General features: G+C 35.7%; 29 protein-coding genes and 1 pseudogene. 14 read left to right on the forward strand and 16 right to left on the reverse strand.

The features are described from left to right. Nucleotides 1-74 precede the first annotated feature (74 nt). From MKY49_RS12315 to MKY49_RS12345, 7 genes and pseudogenes are all read right to left on the reverse strand, one after another. Complete coding sequence (locus MKY49_RS12315) at nt 75-524, reverse strand: hypothetical protein (RefSeq protein ID WP_274793242.1); 450 nt, start codon at nt 522-524, stop codon at nt 75-77. Nucleotides 525-597: 73 nt separating this feature from the next. Continuing rightward, nucleotides 598-1,629, reverse strand: a pseudogene (locus MKY49_RS12320) (serine hydrolase domain-containing protein). 91 nt (nt 1,630-1,720) lie between these two features. Further along, nucleotides 1,721-2,470, reverse strand: a complete 750-nt coding sequence (locus MKY49_RS12325; protein WP_274793244.1) for an SDR family oxidoreductase — start codon at nt 2,468-2,470, stop codon at nt 1,721-1,723. A gap of 108 nt (nt 2,471-2,578) precedes the next feature. Then, nucleotides 2,579-3,232, reverse strand: coding sequence for a hypothetical protein (locus tag MKY49_RS12330; protein ID WP_341386379.1), 654 nt, complete (start codon nt 3,230-3,232; stop codon nt 2,579-2,581). Nucleotides 3,233-3,278: 46 nt separating this feature from the next. Next, nucleotides 3,279-3,752, reverse strand: coding sequence for a GNAT family N-acetyltransferase (locus MKY49_RS12335; protein WP_274793247.1), 474 nt, complete (start codon nt 3,750-3,752; stop codon nt 3,279-3,281). 40 nt (nt 3,753-3,792) lie between these two features. After that, nucleotides 3,793-4,026, reverse strand: a complete 234-nt coding sequence (locus MKY49_RS12340) for a hypothetical protein (RefSeq protein ID WP_322606507.1) — start codon at nt 4,024-4,026, stop codon at nt 3,793-3,795. Nucleotides 4,027-4,102: 76 nt separating this feature from the next. After that, the gene (locus MKY49_RS12345) at nt 4,103-5,578 is read right to left on the reverse strand and encodes a methyl-accepting chemotaxis protein (protein ID WP_341386380.1); all 1,476 of its coding nucleotides are present in this window, start codon (nt 5,576-5,578) and stop codon (nt 4,103-4,105) included. 137 nt (nt 5,579-5,715) lie between these two features. On the opposite strand from MKY49_RS12345, the gene MKY49_RS12350 reads away from it, so the two are divergent. Together MKY49_RS12350 and MKY49_RS12355 are read left to right on the forward strand one after the other, a co-directional pair. Beyond that, complete coding sequence (locus MKY49_RS12350; protein WP_274793250.1) at nt 5,716-6,678, forward strand: MBL fold metallo-hydrolase; 963 nt, start codon at nt 5,716-5,718, stop codon at nt 6,676-6,678. A gap of 790 nt (nt 6,679-7,468) precedes the next feature. After that, on the forward strand, nt 7,469-7,741 hold the full coding sequence (locus tag MKY49_RS12355; protein ID WP_341386381.1) for a hypothetical protein: 273 nt from the start codon (nt 7,469-7,471) through the stop codon (nt 7,739-7,741). Nucleotides 7,742-7,747: 6 nt separating this feature from the next. On the opposite strand, the gene MKY49_RS12360 is transcribed toward MKY49_RS12355, so the two are convergent. Continuing rightward, nucleotides 7,748-9,565, reverse strand: a complete 1,818-nt coding sequence (locus MKY49_RS12360) for a DNA ligase D (protein WP_341386382.1) — start codon at nt 9,563-9,565, stop codon at nt 7,748-7,750. Nucleotides 9,566-9,671: 106 nt separating this feature from the next. Between MKY49_RS12360 and ku the strand changes: the two genes are divergently transcribed. Further along, a complete protein-coding gene (gene ku, locus MKY49_RS12365) occupies nt 9,672-10,493 on the forward strand; it encodes a non-homologous end joining protein Ku (protein WP_274793252.1) in 822 nt (273 codons plus the stop codon). Nucleotides 10,494-10,511: 18 nt separating this feature from the next. On the opposite strand, the gene MKY49_RS12370 is transcribed toward ku, so the two are convergent. After that, nucleotides 10,512-11,030: an AAA family ATPase gene (locus MKY49_RS12370; RefSeq protein ID WP_341386383.1), complete on the reverse strand. Its 519-nt coding sequence runs from the start codon at nt 11,028-11,030 to the stop codon at nt 10,512-10,514. Nucleotides 11,031-11,122: 92 nt separating this feature from the next. Here MKY49_RS12370 and MKY49_RS12375 point away from each other — a divergent pair, with 92 nt between their 5' ends. After that, on the forward strand, nt 11,123-11,572 hold the full coding sequence (locus MKY49_RS12375; RefSeq protein ID WP_341386384.1) for a class I SAM-dependent methyltransferase: 450 nt from the start codon (nt 11,123-11,125) through the stop codon (nt 11,570-11,572). Between the two features lie 344 nt (nt 11,573-11,916). Here the strand turns inward: MKY49_RS12375 and MKY49_RS12380 are convergent, their stop codons facing one another. Continuing rightward, a complete protein-coding gene (locus MKY49_RS12380) occupies nt 11,917-12,447 on the reverse strand; it encodes a dihydrofolate reductase family protein (protein WP_341386385.1) in 531 nt (176 codons plus the stop codon). Nucleotides 12,448-12,548: 101 nt separating this feature from the next. On the opposite strand from MKY49_RS12380, the gene MKY49_RS12385 reads away from it, so the two are divergent. The 3 genes from MKY49_RS12385 (at nt 12,549) to MKY49_RS12395 (ending at nt 15,121) form a co-directional block, all read left to right on the forward strand. Beyond that, nucleotides 12,549-13,499, forward strand: a complete 951-nt coding sequence (locus MKY49_RS12385) for a helix-turn-helix transcriptional regulator (protein WP_322610691.1) — start codon at nt 12,549-12,551, stop codon at nt 13,497-13,499. 96 nt (nt 13,500-13,595) lie between these two features. Then, nucleotides 13,596-14,636: a DUF418 domain-containing protein gene (locus MKY49_RS12390; RefSeq protein WP_341386386.1), complete on the forward strand. Its 1,041-nt coding sequence runs from the start codon at nt 13,596-13,598 to the stop codon at nt 14,634-14,636. Between the two features lie 239 nt (nt 14,637-14,875). Continuing rightward, a complete protein-coding gene (locus tag MKY49_RS12395) occupies nt 14,876-15,121 on the forward strand; it encodes a hypothetical protein (RefSeq protein ID WP_274793257.1) in 246 nt (81 codons plus the stop codon). A 58-nt stretch (nt 15,122-15,179) separates the two neighbouring features. Here the strand turns inward: MKY49_RS12395 and MKY49_RS12400 are convergent, their stop codons facing one another. The 3 genes from MKY49_RS12400 to MKY49_RS12410 all read right to left on the reverse strand — a co-directional run bounded on the left by MKY49_RS12400 (nt 15,180) and on the right by MKY49_RS12410 (nt 17,419). After that, nucleotides 15,180-15,572: a RidA family protein gene (locus tag MKY49_RS12400; protein ID WP_341386387.1), complete on the reverse strand. Its 393-nt coding sequence runs from the start codon at nt 15,570-15,572 to the stop codon at nt 15,180-15,182. Nucleotides 15,573-16,083: 511 nt separating this feature from the next. Then, nucleotides 16,084-17,082: a hypothetical protein gene (locus tag MKY49_RS12405; RefSeq protein WP_274793259.1), complete on the reverse strand. Its 999-nt coding sequence runs from the start codon at nt 17,080-17,082 to the stop codon at nt 16,084-16,086. Further along, a complete protein-coding gene (locus tag MKY49_RS12410; RefSeq protein ID WP_274793260.1) occupies nt 17,069-17,419 on the reverse strand; it encodes a PadR family transcriptional regulator in 351 nt (116 codons plus the stop codon). The genes MKY49_RS12405 and MKY49_RS12410 overlap by 14 nt, the downstream gene beginning before the upstream one ends. A gap of 417 nt (nt 17,420-17,836) precedes the next feature. Between MKY49_RS12410 and MKY49_RS12415 the strand changes: the two genes are divergently transcribed. Next, nucleotides 17,837-17,995 (forward strand): hypothetical protein, encoded by a 159-nt coding sequence (locus MKY49_RS12415; protein ID WP_341386388.1) that lies wholly within the window; start codon nt 17,837-17,839, stop codon nt 17,993-17,995. A 257-nt stretch (nt 17,996-18,252) separates the two neighbouring features. Here MKY49_RS12415 and MKY49_RS12420 read toward each other — a convergent pair whose 3' ends face one another. The 3 genes from MKY49_RS12420 to MKY49_RS12430 form a co-directional block, all read right to left on the reverse strand. Further along, on the reverse strand, nt 18,253-19,188 hold the full coding sequence (locus MKY49_RS12420; RefSeq protein WP_274797333.1) for an EamA family transporter: 936 nt from the start codon (nt 19,186-19,188) through the stop codon (nt 18,253-18,255). Nucleotides 19,189-19,560: 372 nt separating this feature from the next. Then, complete coding sequence (locus tag MKY49_RS12425; RefSeq protein ID WP_274793262.1) at nt 19,561-19,737, reverse strand: hypothetical protein; 177 nt, start codon at nt 19,735-19,737, stop codon at nt 19,561-19,563. Between the two features lie 36 nt (nt 19,738-19,773). Beyond that, complete coding sequence (locus MKY49_RS12430; protein ID WP_274793263.1) at nt 19,774-20,139, reverse strand: hypothetical protein; 366 nt, start codon at nt 20,137-20,139, stop codon at nt 19,774-19,776. Between the two features lie 492 nt (nt 20,140-20,631). Here MKY49_RS12430 and MKY49_RS12435 point away from each other — a divergent pair, with 492 nt between their 5' ends. From MKY49_RS12435 to MKY49_RS12460, 6 genes are all read left to right on the forward strand, one after another. After that, nucleotides 20,632-21,222, forward strand: coding sequence for a hypothetical protein (locus tag MKY49_RS12435; protein WP_341386389.1), 591 nt, complete (start codon nt 20,632-20,634; stop codon nt 21,220-21,222). A 250-nt stretch (nt 21,223-21,472) separates the two neighbouring features. Beyond that, nucleotides 21,473-22,015 carry a DUF402 domain-containing protein gene (locus tag MKY49_RS12440; RefSeq protein ID WP_322606519.1) on the forward strand — a complete coding sequence of 181 codons (543 nt, stop codon included), beginning with the start codon at nt 21,473-21,475 and terminating at the stop codon, nt 22,013-22,015. A gap of 271 nt (nt 22,016-22,286) precedes the next feature. Then, nucleotides 22,287-22,853: a hypothetical protein gene (locus tag MKY49_RS12445; RefSeq protein ID WP_341386390.1), complete on the forward strand. Its 567-nt coding sequence runs from the start codon at nt 22,287-22,289 to the stop codon at nt 22,851-22,853. Between the two features lie 434 nt (nt 22,854-23,287). Continuing rightward, nucleotides 23,288-23,488, forward strand: a complete 201-nt coding sequence (locus MKY49_RS12450) for a hypothetical protein (RefSeq protein ID WP_322606521.1) — start codon at nt 23,288-23,290, stop codon at nt 23,486-23,488. 181 nt (nt 23,489-23,669) lie between these two features. Further along, the gene (locus MKY49_RS12455; RefSeq protein WP_341386391.1) at nt 23,670-24,086 is read left to right on the forward strand and encodes a DUF3888 domain-containing protein; all 417 of its coding nucleotides are present in this window, start codon (nt 23,670-23,672) and stop codon (nt 24,084-24,086) included. A gap of 75 nt (nt 24,087-24,161) precedes the next feature. Then, nucleotides 24,162-24,596 carry a hypothetical protein gene (locus MKY49_RS12460; protein WP_341386392.1) on the forward strand — a complete coding sequence of 145 codons (435 nt, stop codon included), beginning with the start codon at nt 24,162-24,164 and terminating at the stop codon, nt 24,594-24,596. Nucleotides 24,597-24,740: the final 144 nt, after the last annotated feature.

Genomic DNA, 24,740 nt, shown 5'->3' on the forward strand with positions numbered 1-24,740 from the left:
AGGCTATTTCTCAGTCTTTTATTGTACTATCTGAAAAAGCTATCTACCCCTAAATTTTATGGCCTGAAACAGCTTCAATCCTTCATTAAGGATCCTCCAGTAGTAAATAGATGTTCATCATCAACGGTTTCCATATAGCCTCTTAATTTAATTTCAGGATGATCTATACCAAACAAAGTTTTATCACCCAAGCCTTCAAATGGCATAAAAACAGTCAATGTAATTTTTTCCCCTGGTTGAATATTTAATTTATTTCCAGTCGCTTCAACATGATATTCATTCCCTTTATAGCCACTTTCACCGTGTTTAATAGGAAAAGAAACATACACATTATTTTGCTTTATAGTATAATCACTGCCATTCACCAATTGGATAGTATAGGATATTCCTTCTTGAAGGGTTTCCTTTTCTAGTAATTCTAGCTTTACTTTTTTTACATCATCTACAGTAAACTTTTTTTCGCTTGTGCATCCTGCTAATACGATCAATATTAGCAAAAAAGAAAATAATAATTTGAATTTCAAGTACTTCCCCCTCACTTACCATTATTGTTTAATATTAACACACATTTATTGTAAGTGAAGAGGCATTGTATATCTACAGCCTCGAGGTTTTTTGGATATTATTATTTAAATCTACCATAATAGAATCTCCAAAACTGCGAACATCTGCCAAGTAATCATACCCCTCTGGAGAGCCAAAACTATTAAAAGACCTAACTGCCACGATTTTTTCACTTGGAATGACAAGCAGTGTGACGGTAGTGTATCCCAAAATTTGAAATGCTCCATTTGGTACAAGTGCTCCTATTTCTGAACGCTTGGCCATCGACCCTTTTACATACCAGAAGAAGCCGTTTTCTGGAAGGTCAGGATTGGAGAATGCAGGACTATGTATCGTTGTGGCTAATTTTAAAATATCCGGAGGAATCATTTGTTTGCCATTCAAATTCCCTTCATTTAGGTGAAGTAACCCCCATTTTGCGAATTCTCTTGCGGAGACATACATATTCATTTGACTGCCATCCAAATTTGAAGAAGCTGACCAAAAACGGTCATTCGGTTGCCGAATCACTTCAACAAAGGTGTCATCAAATGTATGATACCAATTCGTTTCGGAAAAATGTAAAGGTTTGAATACCTCTTCATTGACAATATCAGCAATCGTTCACTTTGTGGAGAATTTTACAATGTCGGATAGTAACTCTATATTTCTACCCCGATAAGCCCAGCTCGTACCTGGAGCAAACGTCTGAACATCCTCCCCATCTATATATTCAAGACCATGTGAATGCGTTACTAAATGGCGTATCGTAATACCATTGTATACATCCTTTTGGCGGTCGGGTAATAAATACAAAGATATCTCATCATCCAATGACTGAATATACCCATGATAGATGGCATAGGCAACCGCAAACGCAATATAGCTTTTACGGCATGAGGCAAGATGAAATTTGGTATCTGCTTGGATAGAACGTGCATTTTCTTGATTTGAATGCTTCCCCCAATATTGCTCGACTTGTAATTCATTATTATGGAATAAAACGAGAGCTGCTCCTGTACAATGAAGTGTTTGAAAAGTATTTTCTACTGATTTTTTCACATGATCAAATGATTGAGCTAACACTGAAAACTCCTCCTTTTGTAGTTCGCAAGATTTCTATATGCCTTTTATACATCTTTTGCAAGGGCTCGCTCATCTTGTTCAATTCTCTCGTCTACCCTCGTAGAAAGCCTCCTTCTGAATGGATGATTTGTCCTGTCATCCATTGAGCTTCCTCACTCGCAAGAAAACTAATTACTCTTGCGACATCTTCAGGTGATCCAATACGTCCCATCGGAAACTTTGGTAACAGGTACTTTCTAATTTCATCATTCATCCACGTCGAGTCGGTTGGCCCTGGATTCACTGCATTGACCGTAATTCCTATTGGAGCTAACTCTTGCGCTAATGTTCGTGTGAAAGCTGATATGGCTCCTTTTGTTGCTGCATAGGCTAGCTCTCCCACCATAGGACCTAACTCTTGTCCTGATGTCATATTTATAATTCGACCAGACGTGAAATGGGCTTTTTGAAAAAGACGAGCAAATTCAACACAAAGAAGAAATGTTGATCGCATATTTACAGCGTAATGTTGGTCAAGCGTCTGGGCATCTAACTGTACATAGCCATCCTGTGTGGAATGGGCTGCATTATTAATTAAAATGGAAGGGACGCCTAGTTTTTCTTCGACCGTCTGAAGAATCGTTTGTGCTGCTTGGGTCTCTGATAAATCAATTGTCATTTCTTCACACATGATCCCCATACTGAGAAGTTCATCTTTAAATTCACCAATCCAATTATGATCAGCATGCCAGTGCGTGAAAAAAATATGTACACCATCAGCAGCTAATCTTCTACAAATGGCTGTTCCAATATCTCGTGGATGGCTCGCACCTGTAATGACTGCAATTTTGTTTTTACTCATGTTATCCCTCCATTTTTTAAGAATTATTTAACCATCACGTTTAAGCAAAAAAAGGAGCAAAACCACAATGGTCTGCTCAGCCTTTGAAAATAAGTGCTCGACTAATTGCTAATGAATAGCAATCTTATTTTGTACTTCAATTTGAAATGCCTGTACATCAAATCGATGCTGTCGAATTATATCTTCCGCTAACTGTTGAGCTTTCTTTTGCATCCCTGCATTTTTATCTTCCGTTAAATTAATCATTACTTGAATAGATTCTGAGGTAATGCTGTGCTCGACACTAAAGTCACCATAGTTTTGATCAATCATCGTTTCAAATAGATTAGCCATAACGTCATTATAGCTAAGTCGAGTCGATTCTGTTGCTGCCGGTTCATAAAGGTCCTTCAATGTCAGCTGAAAAGAGATTGGATTTAAATCATTTTTCTGGATACAATTTAACATAATCTCCTCCATTTTCTTCTTCGCCACTATGTCCATCTCTTCCGGTAAGGACACTAGCAGTTCAATCTTTCCGCTGGGCAGAACACCATAGTCTAATTGAAAGCTAAAAGATTCTTTACAAAGGGCATTAAAAATATCACTAATTAAAAAATGATATTGTTGAATATAACTTAATAATTCATTATTACTAGTTCGTGACATAGTAATAGTTGATTTTTCAACATATTGAATAGGTGCATTTGCTAACAAAACAAATGCACCACAAACAATAAATGCAAGTAGAAACCATAAAGAAAATATTCTATTAATAAACATCTATAGCCCCCTTATTCGGGACTATATGCAAATTCTGTAAAGTTAATTACGGTAGGATCTTATAAAACAACACACGGTCTTGATTTTCACCGCCATAATTACTATGAATGGAGATAGCATCCACTGTCTTGTCACCTTTTTCCATTCTAAACCCCATATTAGTATGGAAGGCAATGGACACTTCATTAATAGGAGACGTTACACATTTGACAATATTTCGATGATATTGCTTTACCACATGAAAGAAAACATCATACAGTCTTTTGGCAATATTCTGTTTTCTGTAATCAGGATGGACTCCAACAAAGTGGATAAACGCTTCATTTGAGTTGGATTGCGATAAAAAGCCGACTAGAAAACCAATAATTTCGCCATCCTTTTCCATAATGAGGCTCGTATTCGTAAAATGATCGAAAAATAATTTAGGTAGTTTATCTGACATATTCCTTCCGCCCCACCAGTCATTAATTAACGGGGATAAAGTATAGTAATCTGAACTTTGTAAGCTACGAATATTCATAGAAAACCTCCTTATTTTCAATTCTTACATGATATTTTGGCTATGGTTCTGAAGGGGCGAACGTTTGCACCGCTACCACAATTAAATAAATGGTGACAATCACCATACCAAACACACTACCAATGCGTATTAATTTAATTTGCAATTCGGAAACCTCTGGCGTCTCTTTGTAGCGCCAGCGCTCAAAAAATAAAAAGCTTTCCTCTGGATCATACAAACTCCATATACAGTAGCCATATACCGGTATGGATAAAACAATACTGATGAATAACAACTCTATACCCTCCATCTAGGATGTTTAATCCTATTATTATTTTACCCTACCATTTATTTCAATTTCAATAATTCGATCAAGCCTTAGCTATGACTAATGACTTTAACGTCTCACTTAACGTCTGAATGCGGTTTGTTGAATCTGTCATCGTCACTAATAGGTGATTTTCTTCTTCCACAGAATGCAATATGTCAACCGTAGACGTTGCATTTTGCTCGGTCATTTTATTTAGCTTTTCAATTTGCTTTTGAATTGACTCGAATTGTGTGATGGCATTGCTTAATTCATTCATTCCTCTAGTTAAATCTGTATTTGTTTGCGTAAATGAATCCTTTAAAACATTGAAGAAATGACTAACATCTCGTAACAGTTGTTCCCCGTACTGAAGCGCTTTTTCACCGTCTTCGGAACGCTGATGTGCCTCCGTTGATTTTTCAAACAAGGTTTTCGTTACATTGGTAATGCTTACAGTAATAGCGGCGCTTTCTTCTGCTAGCTTACGCACCTCATCTGCAACAATGGCAAATCCTTTCCCATGTTCCCCTGCTCTAGCTGCTTCAATGGCTGCATTAAGTGCCAATAAATTTGTCTGCTGAGCAATATGTGTGATGCCCTTTAACAAGCTATCCACTGTTTGCAAACTATGCTGAAGCTCGTTTACCGTTTCCGCCGTTGAGCTCATCGCGTGACTCATCACACTCATTTGTGTCATCGCATCCTGCATTTTGTCCCACCCAGCCAATACTTCTTGCTGAAGCTGAGTAGAGCTTGCCACTGTATCCTTCGAGATGGTCAATGTTTCATTAACAAAGTGAACCGAATCGCCCATGGTGCCATGAATCATTTGTAAACTAGATGACTCTTGCTGGATACTGGCAGAAATATCTTCTGTGGCGATTAATATTTGTTTACTTGAACCTGAAATCCTTTGCATTGTTTGTTGGAACTGTGTCACATGCTCGTCCAGAGCCTGACTACTTTTTTCAATTTCTTGAAAGGTCATTTGTAATTGATTGTAGGATGCTTGCATCTCATTTTGCTGAATTTCTGCATGTTCAATCAGCTCATTGCCCCATTTTGCAATTAAATAAAAGGCAATAATCACTCCATTCATAATCGCCAAAAGTGTCACAAAAACAACGATATCATCAAATGGCCCCAGTAAAGATGGTGAGTTAACCATATATAATATGAAAAAACTGATGTTTGTTAAGATCCCAAAGAATACGATTAATTCCTTTTTAAAATACAGGGCAATAATAGCCACCGTACAAAGCAAAATATAATGTTTGTTTAATGAAAAGCTATCAAGCAAAAATAAGGTAAAGACAACACTAGACGGAATTAAGCCAAAAATAAAGCCTTTGACATAGGTTTTGATTGGCAATAAATAGTTACATACTGCCAACGTGATGACGGCTAGTCCAACAAATAAAAATAATATGCCTTTCGATAGGATTAGAGGTCCACAAATTAAAATAGCTAAGATTGAAATAATAGCTAAATTTACACGGTGGACCTTCCGCGTGTCGTAACGAATTTTATGCTCCATTGTAATCCCCCTAAAAAATGAATGGACATTCAGTTTAATTTTCTATTATTATATAGTATAACTACTGCTTTTTGTAGCTAAATATTGTATATTTAAGCATATTTTATACATCTTTGAAATTAAAGGAGGAAAATGAATTGAGTAGAGTTCAACAAATTGCATCAAATTTTTATTGTATTGATACACATGATTTAAATCGGGAACAACGAACGAGCTCCTATTTATTAATCGACGAAAAAATTACTCTAATTGAAACTTCTGCAAGCCCATCCGTTCCTTACATAATGGAAGGATTAAAGGAGTTAAATATTGCATTAGAGGATATTCACTATGTCATCGTGACACATATTCATTTAGACCATGCAGGAGGAGCAGGGTTATTTTTGCAAAGCTGTCCTAATGCAAAATTAGTTGTCCATCCACGAGGGGCAGCTCACATGATTGACCCAAGCCGACTTATTTTCAGTGCAAAAGGAGTCTATGGAGCTGAATTTGATCGCCTCTTTGATCCGATTGTGCCAATTGATGCTGCACGAATTATTGAAGTAAGTCACGAGCAACGTCTAGATTTAGGCCAACACCATTTAACGTTCTATCATACAGAAGGCCATGCAAAACATCATGTATCTATGCTCTATTCCGCTACCAATGGTCTTTTTGTAGGGGATACAACCGGGGTTCGTTATCCTGAAATGGATGGAGAAGCAATTGATTTAATTATTCCATCCACTTCGCCTAACCAATACAACCCAGAAACAATGGAGCAATCCATTCAGTTGTACGAAAAACTTCAAGCAGCTGAGTTATATTTTGGGCATTATGGTGCCTATAAAAATCCAGCTGAAGCTTATCGCCAAGTGCGCTATTGGACACCCCTCTTTTTAGCAGAAGGTAAAAAAGCCCAAGCCGCATCAAGCGACTTCCAGGAGCAAGTCCACTATTTAGATGCTCGCTTAAAGGAGCTTTTATTCAGCTATTTACAGGAAAACGGCATTCCAACAGATCATCCAGTCTATCAAACGATTCCTTTCGATACCATTGTGTCGTCAATGGGAATACTAGATTACTTAGAAAAAGTCAATGCACAAGTGCCTCTATAACAGTAAAAAGAGATGTCTCCATGATGAGGAGACACCTCTTTTTAAAAGGAATGTAAAGTTTCTCTTTTGAATGTTGATGCTTTTGACTTTGATGGATACGCTTCTATTTGGGACTGAGGTTGATCATCCTATTGATTGAAGCGCTCCTTCTTGAGTCAAAAGCGCTTGACATTGTGATTGGAGTATTCCCATTGCAGGCTTAAGTGATCATCACTTTGCTAGAAACGCTCCTAATTTAGACAAATGTGATCATGACTCCGCTCGAAACGCTCATATCTCGGTCAAAAGTGATCATATCTCTCCTCAAACCGCTCGTATCTCGGTCAAATGTGATCGTAACTCTCCTCGAAACGCTCATATCTCGGTCAAATGTGATCATAACTACGCTTGAAACGCTCATACCTCGGTCAATAGTGATCGTAACTCTGCTCGAAACGCTCATATCTCGGTCAAAAGTGATCATATCTCTCCTCAAACCGCTCATACCTCGGTCAAATGTGATCGTAACTCTGCTCGAAACGCTCATACCTCGGTCAAATGTGATCATATCTCTCCTCAAACTGCTCGTATCTCGGTCAAATGTGATCGTAACTCCACGTATCTTGGTCAAATGTGATCGTAACTCTGCTCGAAACGCTCATACCTCGGTCAAATGTGATCGTAACTCTCCTCGAAACGCTCATATCTCATCCCAAAGTGATCATCACCATTCTCAAACGACTCCTACTCTGCCTTTCTTTTCGCTCCTATAAATTGGTATTATAATTAACGAAAAAGGAGGTTACTTATTATGTGGCCAAAACTTGCTTTATTTTTCACTGTCATTGCTGTTTTACTGCTTAGTCTCGCCTATTTCCTTGCTCATGGGTTAGAGTGGCTAATGTTTGTTGGATTTGCTTGTTTATTATTGAGCTTTGTTATGAGTATTGGAGCCTTTTTAAAAAAGGAGCAAGGTTTTCTAAAGCTTATCCCGATCACTATGTTTTTCCTTGTGAGTTTCATTCCTTCAGTAGCGGAGCCATTTCAAATTGTTCGTGTCCTAAGCTGGTTAAAAAATTTATAAGGAAAATTATTGTTTTAATTGAGCCAATACAGCTCGAAAATCCTGCTTCTCCCCTACCTCTCGAAATGTTTGAAAGGGATTCCCTATTTTTTTCATGCGCTCTATGACAGCGGGAATCGTGAAGAACTCTGGTTTTAAGTTTTCATTAACTTCATCCCAATTTAGAGGTGTTGCGACTAAGCCCTTTGGATTGCCTCTCGTAGAATAGGGGGCAATGATGGTCTTCCCCTCTGCATGCTGCACGTAATCTAAATATAATTTTTCATGGCGATTCTTTTTTAATCGCTCAATTGTATACAAATTTGGCTTTTGCTCACATAAAAATCGACAAACAAATTCTGTAAACACCCGAACCTCCTCATAGGTAAAGGTGTTGGTTGGTAGCGGTATATAGAGCTGTAAGCCTTTTCCACCTGATGTTTTGACAAATGATTGTAGCTGAAAATAGTCAATGATATTTTTTAAATCCAGTGCACCAGCTACAGCTAATGAAAAATGTTCAGCTGAGGGTGGGTCTAAATCGAAAACTATTTCTGTCGGGTACATGGATTGGAAAGTTTGAAACGGAATATGCAGCTCCAATGCCAGTTGATTACCTAGCCACAGCAGAGTTTCTAAGTTGTTACATACAATATAATCAATCGTATCCATCACCGCCGTTGCCACAAAGTTAGGCATTTTATCTGGTTTACTTTTTTGATAAAAGCTTTCGCCTGGCACACCATGTGGAAAACGAATTAAAGTGAGAGGACGGTCTTTTAGAAAGGGTAATAAATATGGTGACATGCTTTGTAAATAGGACAAATAGTGATCCTTCGTTATGCCAATTTCTGGCCAAACAGGTTTGTCTGGGTGAGTAATAGGCACAGAATCGGGAATCGGAAAAAGCTGTCGTTGCATGTGCTGCCATTGACAATCCTCCGGTGTTTGTTCCAATCGAAAGGCATGAAATCTAGGTTCCCGGAGCTTACTACCATCAAAATCAATACAAGCAACGTCGATACAAATAGATGGTTCTAGATGCCATAACTCTTTTTGGCGCTGTCCATTGGTCTGAAAAAATGTAACAAGTGTTTGGTGCTCTTCTTCTGTCATACCATGTTTAAACGTCACAACCTCGCGCAATTGACCATCCTTATAAATTGAGCCATGAAAAAAGCCATTGCTATGGTTATATTGTGTGACTACAACCGTCACATATCGCCAATTTTTAATTTTTAACCAATGATTTGAACGAGTGTTTTCCAGCCACTTACTTGTTTTCTTCTTTGCCACCATGCCCTCGCCATTGTAAACCTTTATTGCCTGCCATAAATTCTCGCTCTCTTCCTCCCCCTCTACAATTTGAATCGAGCCTCTATCCTCAAAGTCGACGCTCGGTAATAGTACCTTTGAAGCAAACTTCGTCAATTGCTCCTTCCTTGTTTTTAAATAGCGATTGTGAAGGGACTCCCCCTTAAAAATTAATACATCAAATACGAGATAACGAAAAGGAAAGGTCTTTGCATGTGCCTCTATGACGTCCTCATTTTGCATTCTCCCTCTTTTTTGAACAACTGCAAATTCACTTTTATAATGATTGCTTAAATAAACAATCTCTCCATCCAAGGTTATTGGCAAAAAAGCCTTTACAGATGCATATATTTGCTGACAGAAAGCTAAAATCTCAGGAAACAAGTAGTTTAAATTGCGACCATTTCGGCTCATGAGTATCGGCTGTTCATCCCATATTAATAGGCAACGAAAACCATCATATTTCGTTTCATATAACCACTCATCCCCATTTGGAATATCGTTTGATTCCGTTAAAAGCATTGGTTTCATTCAACACTACCTACTTTGTTTTTTATCTACAGTGTTTGACGATTTCAATTTACAATACATAAAAAGCTGCAAAATACATCATAGTAAGAAAAACGAGGTGACAAACATGCATACAGTGTGGAAAGGCAGTATTTCCTTTGGTTTAGTCAATATCCCAGTTAAACTACATGCCGCTACTGAAAATAAAGATATTAAATTGCGTCAGCTTCACAAAGAATGCCATACACCTATTAGCTACAAAAAGGTTTGTGAAGGCTGTAATCAGGAAGTAAAAGATGAGGATATTGTTAAGGCTTACGAATATACAAAAAATAAATTTGTTGTCTTGGATCAAGAGGATTTAGAAAACCTACGTAAGGAAAATGAAGAGAAGGCTGTAGAAATTATTGATTTTGTTCAATTAACCGAAATCGATCCGATATATTTTGAACGTACCTATTTCTTATCTCCTGATTCAACCGGTGCTAAAGCCTATTCCCTATTGCGTAAAACATTAGAGCAATCAGGAAAAATTGGTATCGCGAAAATTATTATTCGATCAAAAGAACAGCTTGCCGTTGTGCGAGTTTATCAAAATGCACTCGTCATGGAAACAATTCATTATCCAGATGAAGTGAGAAGTGTTGGCGACGTGCCCAATATACCTAGTGAGCAAGACGTGGTGCCGAAGGAGCTTGAAACAGCTCTCATGCTTGTAGATCAGCTAACCACTACCTTTAACCCTGAAAAATATACTGACGATTATCGCAACGCTCTACTAGAACTAATCGAAGAAAAGAAAGCTACGAATACAATCGCTGCAAGTGATAAACAACGACCAATTCCCGATAATGTCACAGATTTAATGACAGCACTGCAGGCTTCCTTAGATAAAACGAAGAAGCCCGCTCCAAGAAAACGCACCACCCGCACAAAGAAAAATGCTTAAAAAGAGAGCGTATCCTTTCTACAGGATACGCTCGAAATAGTTATCTACATCCTTTTTATGTTGTACCACTAACAGCTTATCCAATACATCCCCCTGTTGTTTGAAAAATTTAGGTTTACCCTTTAGCTCAAAACGTTTATTCCAACGAAACATTTTGAAGAAAATAGAAAAAGTTGGTTGGTAATGGGCTTTTTCAATACCGATTTTTTGTTTCACAAACCTTTTAATAATGCGAAAAATACGGATTTTATAGGGAGTATCAAGAAAGATGATGCAGTCTGCTTGCTGAAAGCTCTGGATTACCCACTCCTCTTGATGAATTCCTTCAATAATCCAAGAGTCTGTCTGGACAATACTTTGTAAATACGCCATTCTTTCTTGTTCCGTTCTCATACTATCCCCTGTTTCTTTTCTAATCCAAACAACATTATCCAACTCATAATAGGGGATGTGATAGGTTTTAGCTAATTCCTTTGCTAATGTTGTTTTCCCACTGCCAACGGACCCAATGATATGTATTTTTTGTGGAATTGCCATTATCCCCGAACGCCCCTTTACCCTATGTATCTTTGTAGAAATATTCCCTTTATTATACAATGATTCTAGCAAAGGAAAATAGGAGGATAAAAATGTTCTACCATGAATTCGAGCATAATTTACAAAAATATAATGACCCAACCGAATATGATAATCTCTATGCTAATTATCAAGACGATCTTCATTATATTCAGGACTATATAGGTACGAAAAAAGAGCCCATTATCGAATTAGCATGCGGGACAGGACGTATAGCTATTCCATTAGCTGCACGGGGTATTCCTGTCTTTGGGGTAGATCTACATGAAGGAATGATCCAGCACGCGATCGAAAAAGCCAGTAAACGAGGTGTGCAAATCCAATTTAGCTTACAAGATTGTACACAACTACAATTACCTATAACGACTAATTTTATTTATATGACAGGCAATTCATTTCAGGACTTTTTAACAAATGAAAGTCAAAATGCTTTATTGCAATCTGTGAAGAAGCATTTACAACCAGGGGGTCATTTCTTTTTGATACGAGAAATGCCATTTTAAATGAGTTATCCGCCGTTGATGAATACAAAGAACAAACAATCACTAGCAACGGTGAAAATAGAAAGACGTTCCATCGTGAAGAATATAATCCTGTCACGCAAATATTAACGTGCCGTGCTGTTCATCAACAAGGGCAACAAACTTTCGAAGATGCCATATTACTGCGCTACACATATCCTATGGAAATGACTAGACTATTACAGCAAAACGGGTTTGAGTTGAAACATCTTTACGGTTCCTGGCAAAGAAGTGAATTTCATGCACTAAGTCCTTCTATGGTTGTCCATGCTCGTTTATTATAAAGTCTTTGATTTTTGCAAAAACCATGAAAAAAAGAGGCTACCTTAAGCCTCTTCCCTTACCTGATAATGCATTTGCACCATTTGACCATATCGTTTAGTTTCGAGTAGTTTTAACTCTTCAAAAGGACGTGGATATTTAAACAGTGGGATACCCGATCCCAGCAAATGTGGTGTAATCGTAACAATCCATTCATCAATTAACTGTTCCTGTAAAAAGGCATCTAGTATAGAGGCTCCACCAACCATCCAGATTTTTGCGCCTTGTTGTGCTTTTAACTGTTTAGTAAAAGTTACAACATCCTCTTGGACAAATTCAACGTGCTCATTTTTCTCCGTTTGAGTTGTAGTAAACACATAGCATTTCTTGTCTGTATATGGAAAAGGCTCGATATACTCTACGATGTAATCATATGTTCGTTTGCCCATAATGACGGTATCAATGGTTTGATACATATCCGAATAGCCGTTATCTCCTTCTCCCTCTGTTTCTTCTAGCCACTGTAAATCATCATTTTCCTTAGCTATAAAGCCATCTAAACTCGCTGCGATAAATACCACTATTTCTCGTGACATCATGTCAACTCCTCTTCTTTTTGATAATCACTTGTACAACGTCTATACTAACTATAAAACATGACAACTACTGGCATGATTAAATCAAAAGGTGAAAAAATATGTCCAAAGCTAAACGTTTAATTGATATTTTGCTATATATCAGTGCTAAAAAGAAATTTACGGCGCAGGAAATTGCAGATGATTTTAATATTTCTGTGCGAACCGTGCATCGTTATTTGTTAGATTTAAGTGATATGGGCCTGCCTATTTACGCGGAACAAGGGAGAAACGGTGGCTACACAGTACTTTCGAGCACGCTTCTTCCTCCTATTCTATTTACAGAGGAAGAAGCGGTAGCCATATTTTTCGCTTTTCAATCTCTTCATTATTACCGGGATCTACCTTTTAATACGGAAATGAAATCTGTATCTCAAAAGCTGTATGACTCCTTGCAGCAAGAAGCGAAAAAAAAGGTAGATACGCTTCAATCCTATATTGCCTTTTGGAACCCTAAGCGAACAATAGAAACACCACTATTAACAGACGTGTTAGAAGCAATAATCAACCAGGAACAATTACATATCCAATATGAATCAAAATCTGGAATCACGACAAAGCATGTCCAGCCTATTGGTGTGTATGCTCATGATGGCTTATGGTATATGCCTGCCCTTCATGCACCATTTGAAAAAATTCTCTTATTTCGAATAGACCGTATTCATTCCATAGAAGTCAGCGATAAGAACCCTGATTCTACCATTAATTTGCAGCAATGGCTAGAGAGTGACTATGAGCCTCAACAGCCTATTCGTTTATATGTGGAATTAACTAGAGAGGGTGTGCGCCAATGTTTAAGTGAGCCGAACCTTGAAAAGGCAGTTGTTCGTTCAAGTGATGGGACGGGGTTTATTGAGATGATGATCGATAAAGGAGAGCTTCATTTTATTAGCTCCCTTTTCTTCCGTCTTGGCCAGCACGCCATTGTAAAAGAACCACAAGAACTAATCCAACTTATACGAAAACAGGCGCATGACCTATTATCGATTTATCCAGAACAACGCGACATCTAAATTTCAAGTGACAATTTTGTCAGATTCACGTAACGTTCATCGTTATTACTTTTTAGTGACCTTCCTTATAATTGATCATGAAGGAGGAGATGACTGTTGCAACCAACCGACAACAACACACGTATTGATACGTTAGATTATTTAAGAGGGTTCGCCTTACTCGGTATTATTTTAGTGAATATCCCCTCATTAATGTGGATTGAACCACCTACACTAGCAAGCGATATTGCCTATAATCGCTTTTTAACACTTTTTATAGAAGGTAAATTTTTCATTATTTTTTCCTTTTTATTTGGAGTAGGATTCTACCTTTTTATTTCACGTGCTATGGCTAGAAACGAGAAAGCTTATGCCTTATTTAGCCGAAGACTTTTCATTTTATTACTTATGGGGCTTGTCCATTTCTATTTTCAACCTGGTGAAGCACTAACCATTTATGCCATTTTTGGTTTTATAGCCCTACCTTTTTATAAAATGCGTAAAGAAATCAATGTAATTATCGGTTTATTGCTATTGGCCCTTACAGCTTATTTTGGCATAAAAATTGCGATGCCATTTCCACTTATTCTACTAGGTCTAGCAGCTGGTCAATATCGTTTATTTGAAAATATTTCTATTCATCGTAATAAATTGATGCTTGCAACAATTGTAATGTTCTGTATCAGTATTGCTAGTTGGTTTTATCAATGGCAGTATGTGCCTGAAGCCAATGTCAACTTCGACCAATTGTCCAAGGATCAATTAGAAGAACATATCATAAATGTAGAGCAATTTACATTAATAGGTCTACAGATTAGTCCAATAGTGTCAGCATTTTATATGGGAGCAATCATCCTATTACTACAGAGCCCTCTATTCCAGCGCCTATTATCACCGTTAAAAGCCTATGGTCGGATGGCTTTAACTAATTATTTAGGGCAAACAGCACTTATTCTGGTCATTGGGCATGCATTCGATCTAATTGGTCAGCTTCGTTTCATCGAATCATTATGGATTTGTCTAGGGATTTATGTTTTCCAATTGCTCTTTAGTAAAGGATGGTTACACTTTTTCCGCTTCGGGCCAATGGAATGGCTCTGGCGAATGGGTACCTATTGGACAGTCCCTCCTCTACGACATAGAAAAAACATCGATTAATTTTTTAGTCAATGATAAATACCTATCAGCATGGCGTTAAACGTCATATATTGGTAATGTACCCTACTCGCTTTCCATCTTTGCTCATATCTTCAGCAAGAAACACATCCCCATATTATTTGGTCACTTATCGCAACATAAGTGACCTTTTTTATTATATGCAGCAAGCATTATGCTTCACCTGCCACATACCCATTGCATACTATGCAAATAAAACCCTTTTTTGTAGGGAGGATTGTATGAAAAATAACAAGGGCTATCGGAATAGTGAGGCAAGTGATTCTGTGAGTCAGGCAGCTAAGCTGGCCGTGATTGCAGGAGCTATTACAACACTTGGTGATGCACTAGCAACCATTGCAGCTGGCCTTGCTTTAGAGGATGAATTGAAAGAAAATGAGAGTAATCGTGATGACATTGACAAACTACAAAAGCAAATTGACGAATTAAATTATGAAATGAAGCAATTAAAAAGAATGTTGCGTTAATATTAAAACTCATACCAAAAATCGACAATACCCAATTGGATATTGTCGATTTTTCATGTTATTTAGCTGCCCAAATTTCAATTTCTATTTTAATGGCTGGTAATCCTAGTGCCGATACGTAGGCTATAGTCATAGAGGGATAGGAATCATTAAACATCGCTTCCCATTGTTGATAGAAATAATCCCAATCTATCTCCTCTGTCGCCCAAATATTTACTTTCACTACCTGCGTGGCATCCATTCCCTCCGCTGTTAAAATCATTTCAATATTTTTTAGCGTATTGGCAATTTGCTCATGCAATGTCTGTGGCAATTGATCGTCTTGTCCAACCCCTATCTGACCAGAAAATGCATACATCGTTGCATCTTTAGGAATAATGGTTACATGACTATACTTTCCAACAGGACTTGGCACTTGCATAGGATTTTTACGAGTTAGTTTTGATTTCATAGTTAGATCTCCTTTAGGTTATTATTTTTCTAAAAAAGGGCAGACTTCACCCTTGTTGATCAATTTTAGAAAAAAACAGCAGTAGAGAATCCAATACCCATGCGTAAAAAACGAATTGATCTTTTTTTCATGTGAATTCTCCTCCTTTTACCTAAAGTTATTTTCAACTTACCATTTCTATCCTTAAAATTCAATAAAATTGCGCAAATATTTATAAGATATTTTTCATTATTTCTCAGGCAATTAACTATTTAACCATAACGAATACATCATATATATAATAGTGTAAAGCTAAATTAGCCTTACACCTCCGAAATTGTTACTAGGGTTACTCCATCCCAAGTGACCCTGTAAGCTAAAAAAACTAGGTACCTCTTATAGGAGGTACCTAGTTTTTTGTTAATATGCGTGTTCATTTATAGAATAACATAGTATTCTGAACATTTTCTGAACAATCTAACGTTTATAGAAAAAGATCAACTATACTTCAATCTTTCAAAATAAAATTGAATTAACGGATTCTAGCCTTACGGAAGCCATCGAATATACTGATTGCCGCATATACAACAAATATAATGATTACCCCGCCAACTATCCATATTTCAAATTGCTTCGTTGATGTGGTAAATAAATGACTCATGTACGAGATAAATTCTTCGTTCATTAAATTCGGATTGCTTAATAAAACAATGAAAACAACGGTTGCGAAAAGCTCAACAATAGTATTAAAGATGGCCATTTTTTTCGTCCATTGTCCTTTTAGCAATTTGTAGAGAGCTAACCCAATTTCAAGAGCAATGACAACGATAACAATTGGCCAATAATGAAGTAAAATATCCTGATTAAAAGCTGGAATTACGAATTTAAGTCCATTTCCCCCACCTTCATATACACCTAGAAGATGGTTTGCATAAAAATAAAGGGTTGCCCAAAACGCTGTCCACATTAAATAACCAAACACTTCAAGCTTTGTAATGGCTTTTTTCTTAGGAATATACGTGATGTTATTCAAATCATCAGGGGTCCATTTTTTTAAACTCGCTGACAATGGTTGCGGATCTTTTCCTTTATCTGTTCGTTCGATAATGGCAAAAACGACTGTTAGCCAAAAAAAGACGTGGATTCCTACTTCGATGATACTCCAAATTCCTTCACCAATACTAGTGAGGACAACATTAATGATCGCTTCTCCTTCATCAAAACCAATAAAGTATTCAGCAAACATCGAAATAACCGCAATCACAGCAGCAATTGGTAAAATCATTTTTAATAATGATAGATATACATCAAAATAGCGTGGGCCAATTAAATGCATTGGCTGATCTCGATAACCACTTGCTAATGCTGCTGGATTTCCTAACTTTTCAAGAACCCCCTTTACATCATCCTTGCTGTAATCATCAGGCAACATATCCCCAATAGTTGACCGTAACTCTAGTGCGATGTCCTCCCGATTTTTTTCGGGCAACCTCCGAGTGACCTCTTGAATATAAATATCAATCAGATTCATCGTTATCATCATCCCCTTTTAATAACTCATATAGTTCTTTTGAATTGTTAATCCATTCTCGTTTTAATTGCAAAAAAATGTCTAAACCATATTCACTTAATACATAGTACTTACGCGGTCTACTTTCAGATGTATCCCAATTACTCGTTACTAACTCCTGTTTTTCTAAACGGCGAAGCAATGGATATAAGGTGCTTTGATCGATGGTAATGCCCGAATTCTCCAATAATTGAACAAGTGAATATCCATATTGTGGTGTTCGTAATTGACTTAATACCGCTAATGTCAGCGTTCCCCTCCTAAGTTCTGTCGTTAATGAATTCAATAAAGTGCTCATTCACCCACCTCAATTTTATATACTGTACGACATACACTGTATGACTTATAGTATGCATCTTACACTATTATGGTTACAATAACAATCGAAATTAGATACTATTTAAAAAATAATTTAAAAATTAAAAAACCAGGCTCCAAATTTAATTGAGTACCTAGACTGCTAGATAAATGTTGCTTGTTATTAATCACACTACGGTCAAGTGCTAATCCACAATTTAAGTACCTTGGTCTTTTCACAGGGGATATTGAGCGTTCCTGAAAATTTAAACTACTTATATGGATACACACTTTCATACTTCATCAAGTATCATTAATACTGCAAGGGACATTGCTTTCCAAACGCCTAGCTTATGAAAAATTGAATCTAGTTAATTTCGCTTTTTTCAGAGACTAAAGAAAAAAGGGGTTTTATAAATTGCGAATTTACTTACCTTACTTCATATTACTAGTGCTAATTCTTACAAGAATGGTAGTTACTTGGGGAGAAGCCAATAAGACGATTATGTATAGCATTACGCTTATAAGTGTTGCTGGTTTAACATTATTAAAATCAATTGAAAAAAGAAAAAAGTAGACATTTAATTTGATATTTAGGGGATCATTTTCACATTGATGAATGTAAGCTAGGTAAGGTAAATTGCGATAGATCCTTTACTTCCCTCATAGCCATTTGTTATTAATAAAATAAGAAAACTCGTATTTTGATCAATCTTTCATCAAAATACGAGTTTTTTATTATCTTTGTTATCTAAACCTTGTCTTGTCCGATTCAATGTACATTTAATGTGACAACTGTACTTGTATAACGGGGTTGCCAACACGTGTAAATCTTTAAATAGAAGATTCTTTTGCTACTTCTTTGCTTGATTTTCTGTATTTTGCTTTACCGATTCTTAACAATCTATCTTTATCTAGAATTGTTGGTAAACTTATACCGATAACAATAGTGATGATACCTACTATTTGCAAAGTTGTAACCGTTTCGCTTAATAAGATAACGGATACCATGACCGCGATTGGCAATTCAACAGCACTCAATATTGATGACATACCTAATCCTACTTTAGGCACTGCAATTGTGAACAGGAAAACCGGTATAATCATGCCGAATAACCCTAATGCCAATCCATAAATCCACAGTCCCTCGTTAAACAAAGTACCATTCCAAATAATTTCTGGAGACTGGAAAACGGCAGTAATCATGAATGCAAAGAATGAAACAAATACTAAGCGGTTAGAGGTTGTCATACTTTCAGTTGCTTTCCCGTTAACATACAAAAATAAGGAATAACAAAGTGCTGCTGCTAACCCCCATAACCACCCCTGGAAAGGTATTTGGGATAAATCAACATCAATTATACCAGCAGCTGGTATTGTTCCTACTACCAATATGATTAAAGATACGAATTCAATTCTACTTGGAAGTTGTCGTTTTGTTATACTAGAAATCAACATACCAATCCATGTAAATTGAAATAGTAAAACTACTGCCAATGATGCTGGCAAAAAGTTCAAAGAATGACCATATAAAATATTCGTTAGCCCTGTTAAAATCCCTGCATATATAAGGGTTTTAACACCTTTAAAGCTCAATTTTGATCTGTTTGTAACTAAGAAGATACATACTGCTATACAAAAGCCAATAAAAAACTGACTTGTTACTGCCTCAGAGACAGTAAAACCACTACGCATTGCCAGCTTTATAATCGTTGAAACGATACCAAAACTGCTTGCTGCAATCACTACTAATAGGGGATAAATATACATCTTCATCACTCACTTCCCTCCTATAATTTTTATATAAAATGAATTTTGTTTATGATTTTGAGATTTAGAAAAAAAATCATAATCTCCAATATAAATCACGAATTGTTATTTTACAATCTTTTTTTCAATTAAATTGTCACAAAAATACTAATCCTTCTCATTTATCGTGGAGTATGCAGAGCCTAGATAAAAAATTTCGTTGAACTAAAAAATTAGTCTTCTTTACCATTGATAAGAATTCAGCAGTTTAGTTCCCTGCACTCTTCTTAGCACTTAGAAAATAAAGACAAAAATAAAAAGCCACTCAAAATGAATGACTTGTATACATTATATAAAGTTGGCTTTAACGATAAGTTGGAGCATATAAATAGGTTAGGAGAAACTTGTTATCCAGTAGGAAGTGGTGCTGTAAACTTGCATTAAAATCAACATAATAAGTCCATCGATTTCTGCTTTCGTGTTTGAAATAACCCTGTTTTCATCCCAATAATCAGAACTATTTGGATATTCATGGCTAAGACTATCCTCTTCTAACAAATGGAACTTCATTTTACCACCTCTTACCTTCAACCTTTCCATGCCCTCTTAATTTTCTAAATATGAAATAGGATAAGGAGAGTAAACTGCTGTATCTCCATCTTCATCACGTTTTAAAATTATGATAAAATCTGCACCATTACTATTATCCCCTCTAGGAATTGGTGTAATCATGGCAGGACATCTTAACTCATCACTATATCCTTTCAATTCCTCCCTAAAGTTATTTAAAGCAAACGTCACACGTTGATCTATAAGGGCAAACAATTTGTCCACTCCACCTGTTTTCATATCAAAATATTCAGGGTTGCTCTCTCTTTTCTCAATTATTTTCTCCTTGTATTCTGAAACTGTAAAAAAACAAAATTCCCAGTCAAGAGGAAAAAGCCCTGCACCTAACCAATAAATATTCATTTTCATACCCCCTCATCAATAGTTTAAGTACCTTCAAAATCTTCAAAATTAATTTTAACATAAATATCCAACAATAAAATCACCTGTAACAACTATTGATTCCACTTATATCTCGTTAACTTAACTTCTTCCAAAGGTACACCACTTACTTTTTAGATTATTATTGTGGAATCTGAATTGCTATATTTGACCAGAAACACCTTAAACTCGCAAATAACGAAATTAAGTTCCCATGAAAGAACTTATCCATCTTTCATTTTCTGTGGTGACGTGCTAATTTTGCCCTTCGTGAATGGTTAACGGGTGCTTTAGTAAAACAAGGATTTATAAAGTATACATAAATAAGCTTAATAACGTTTCCAAAAGCAAGTTTGTAAACACACTTAAAAGCCACAAAATGAAGTTTATATTCCATTAAAGGGCGTATTTCAGAGTATGAAATGTGCTCTTTCGTTGTAAATCGGGCATAATCAAATGAGAGGTGTTTTATACATGTTTTCTAACGAACAATTACAAGGCTTAATTGAAGGAAAGATCGGCGGGAACAAGTTCCCCTATAATACAAATAATGAACTAGAAATTGAAGCCCATATCCGACGGTTATTTCATCGAATAAACCGTATTCCTAATTTAGTATGTGAAGCAGAGTGGAGTCATTTTGGCAGTGGATACGCCTCCTTTGTTGAATTTTTTTGTTATCGAAAAGAGGATTTTATAGTCGTTGAAGAGAAGTACGGTCATCGAGAGATAAAGAAAGATGGGATTATTATTGATATTTGTCGTTTAGCACCTGTAGCAATCATGGGCGAAGATTACAGATATAAAACAATTCGTATCGAAACGAATGAAGTAGTTGGTGGGGCATATGGTTCTTTGCTTGCTAGTCCAAATTTATTAGATTTGAGCGAGAAATTCCAAACAATTGCAGAAAAATTGAAACGAGCCTTAAAAGAGTTTGATTATGAACTATTAGAAGCTGAAAAAATGAATCAACCTTTGTCTTTTCAAACAAAAATACCGACAATTTATCGTGAACCTAGAGAGTATTTAGTCATGGATGCTATTTTTTATTGGGAGGATTAGTTTAATGTATCATTAAGTCCAAAACGAGTAAGTCGGATGTATAAAAGTTGAGTAATAGGCTTTATTGAACTATTATGCGTTTAAAAAGTAAACAACTTGATTATCTTTACACTTATTCAACAATCGGGCCAAATTGTTGAATAACATTATTTTATGCAATGGTACAAAACTCTACGGATATGTTATATATATTTTAAACTCAATTAATGTTATAATTTACCAATAATATTATTTGAGGAGCGATTATCTTTTGAAAAAGCGTTTTTTACATAGAAATGATTGGACTAGAATTATACAACGCGACTATTCTATAGAGCAGATAAATGACAAAGATTTTAATGGATTTATTGCTCTTATAAAAATGAATGAAGTAAAAGAGCCATTAATAACAGAATATTTAATTAAAAAGGTTTGTATTGTTGATAACAATTACTTATGGTTACAACAACTACCACTCAATGAAAATTTCGCTATTACATCAATGTTTAATGAAAATAGAGAAATTATTCAGTGGTACATAGATATCACATATGGAAATGGCGTTGAGAATGGAGAACCCTATATGATGGACTTATTTTTAGATATTGTTGTATTACCAACTGGAGAAATCATTGAAAAAGATAAAGATGAATTAGAAGAGGCTCTACACAATAATTGGATTACAAAATCACAATACGATTTTGCCTATCGAGTTTTTAATCAAGTGTTGAAACAAATACACGAAGGTACTTTTAAATACTATGATTTAAGTTTTAAGCATCGAGACTATTTACTAGGTAAGATTCGTGAATAAATCATGCTTTAATATGTCATTACCAAATGAAAGTTTGAGTTTTACTTTAGGGGTAGTTAAAAAAGGATGTTCAACAATCGGGTTTGCATTTCTTTATTAAGGAATGCGTCTTTCTTCATCAAAAGGCCAGATTGTGGAAGAACATTTTCAATAAAATTCGATATTACTGTTGAAATATAGAGTAAGATTGGGAAGTTTCTCACTTAAACTAACGGAGCAGGATAGTTAAAGAACATTTAGGGTACGTTACTTCTAAAAAGGAGTAATTTAAATGAAAAATCCATTCTTAATTAGTTCGTTTGTGATTATATTTTTGTTCAGTTTTTCTATATTATTAGGAAGTCCTGTTCATTCTCAAACTAATCCTTCAGATAATAATGAATATTTATATCCTGCAAATAAGGAAAAAGTTGTTAATGAAACTGTAGATGAATTTTACCAGGCATTAAGGAACCTAAAGTATCCTATACATCAGGAGGTTTATCAAAGATATAAGCAGAAGCCAAAGCAACAACAATGGCATTTGGATACTGTTCTTTTTAAAGAAATGCCTGATGCAACTGTAAATGTTAGAAAAAAATTATTGTTCAATGAGGTAGAAAGATTAAATTATATAACTTTTGATGGAAATATTCTTAGTACCTACCCTTATATAGATATTAACTATCATCAGACCGTTAGTCCTGATAGACAAGTTTATTTTTTTTATTCCTTTAAAGACACAGAAAAAGAATTTAGAGGTAATTATGCAATTTATGATGTTGAAACAAAAGAAATGGTAGCAGGCGGAAGTACTTATATGCCAAAGCTCAATCTTACAAGGAACACTTATGATTAAGAAAGATAAATTTAGGTAAAATAGCAACATGATTGTGTTCGTTGTTGAACTAGCTTAATATGGAAATTTATTCCTATTATAGTGTGTACACTGGATCGCTTGTCCCACCACTTGCCTTTTGTAGAGTTGCCTCAATCCCGTACATAGCGGTTTTCGCCCCAATGTAACTATTGTTATTTTCCTTCGCTACTTGTTACCTTGCTTCCTCGATTGTTTTTTACTATCCACCGATAATTCTCAATCCACTGTAACAAATTCTCTTACGTAACTGTTATTTGCCCTTTTAACATAGGATTGCCCTCCTAAGTTATGTTATAATGCTAATGACTAAGCCATTATTCAAAGGGCATAAACCAATTCGAGCTGTAGCGTGTGCAAACGCTGCAGCTTTTTCTATGTTATAATTTACACAAATTACATATTGAGGTGATATTATGGAAAGTGATAAATTGGTTTGTAAGGCTTGTGGTAGTGATTCCTTTACAACCGGTCAAGTTGGTGGTAGTAGTAGCCAGGGTAATATAAGACCAATCGGATCAGTAATGACTTTTGGTTCACCACTTCTTATGACTTTTTGTAAAAACTGTGGAGAGGTTGCTTCAATCAAAGTTGATAACCCAAAAAAATTTAAATGAAATATCTGTTTAGGGTCACTCCAAACTAGTGACCCTTTATAATTTCTTTACTCATATTGTGCAGTAAACTACTGTTGAATTATCTCAAGTATTTTTTACCTTCTCTTTTAACTACATACTTTTAAATGGATGGTTAATAATAAATTTATACAATATTTAAAAGAGGTGTATTATTTTATAAATGAAAAAAGGCTTATCTGCTTTTATAATATTAATTACTCTTGCTTTATTTTTCCTACCAAGGACAGGATTAGGGTTTTATGGACCCACTCATGATTCTAACGACCTTAGATTACAGGATATGCTCATGCTCATCCTTACTCCTTATATTGAAAAGGATTTGAGAAGCTATTATTATCCGAAGATTTTAAAGGATGTTTCACCCTTTGTTACTCCTTGGAAAATTGAATTAATTGAAACAAAAAGAAATCATTTCCGAGGCTTTGATCTGCAAATTACATTTGAAATTGAGCCTACAGATGGCGGACATAATATTTCATTAGGAAAAGATAGAATGACCTATGAAATAACTGTTGGTCCTGAGGTTAAATTGATAAATCACACTCACCTTAAGACTTATAAATATCCACCAGAATAATTCATTAAAATTTTTAACCTTTTATAGAATTTTGTATTTTTCATTGTTGAACAAATACTGAAAGGAATTTTTTCTATGAGAAAAATAATAATCATTTCGTTATTTTTAATAAGTTCCCTAGGGATAAATTCTACTTTTGCTAGATCAGATATACAGTATTTCCCTAAAAACCAACCCCCAAGTGTGATTGAGTTAGCCTTTCTACGTGAATTAGGTTTACCAATTCTTGAAACAATGTCTTCATATGGTGATAATCAATTATTCGATTATGCAAGAATTGAAAAAATTGAACGAAATAGACAAAACGACTACTATGATGTTAGTTTAAGGGTTATTTCCTTTGAAGGTGCCCACGATCAACCATTTAAACTAATTAACATCACTTTTCGTATACCGCCTGGTGAATCTGCAGAAAAATATAAAGTGATTTCAAATAAGGCAGTCATTTCATATAAAGTTAAAAATATTTCTCCTGAAGAAGTTGAGAAGTTATCTAAATTCACTAAGTAGCTCAAAAATTTTTTTTCACATTTTCTTTCAACTAACCACTTTCCTCTTCCCTAACAACCCACCAGCCCTTGGCCCAATCCTTCCAGCCATTTCAAGGTCCATAGCAATCAAAGCCACGCTCACCCTTCATTAATTGCTTCTCTT

It is taken from the genome of Lysinibacillus sp. FSL M8-0134, assembly GCF_038069745.1.
GTDB classification, from domain to species: domain Bacteria; phylum Bacillota; class Bacilli; order Bacillales_A; family Planococcaceae; genus Lysinibacillus; species Lysinibacillus irui.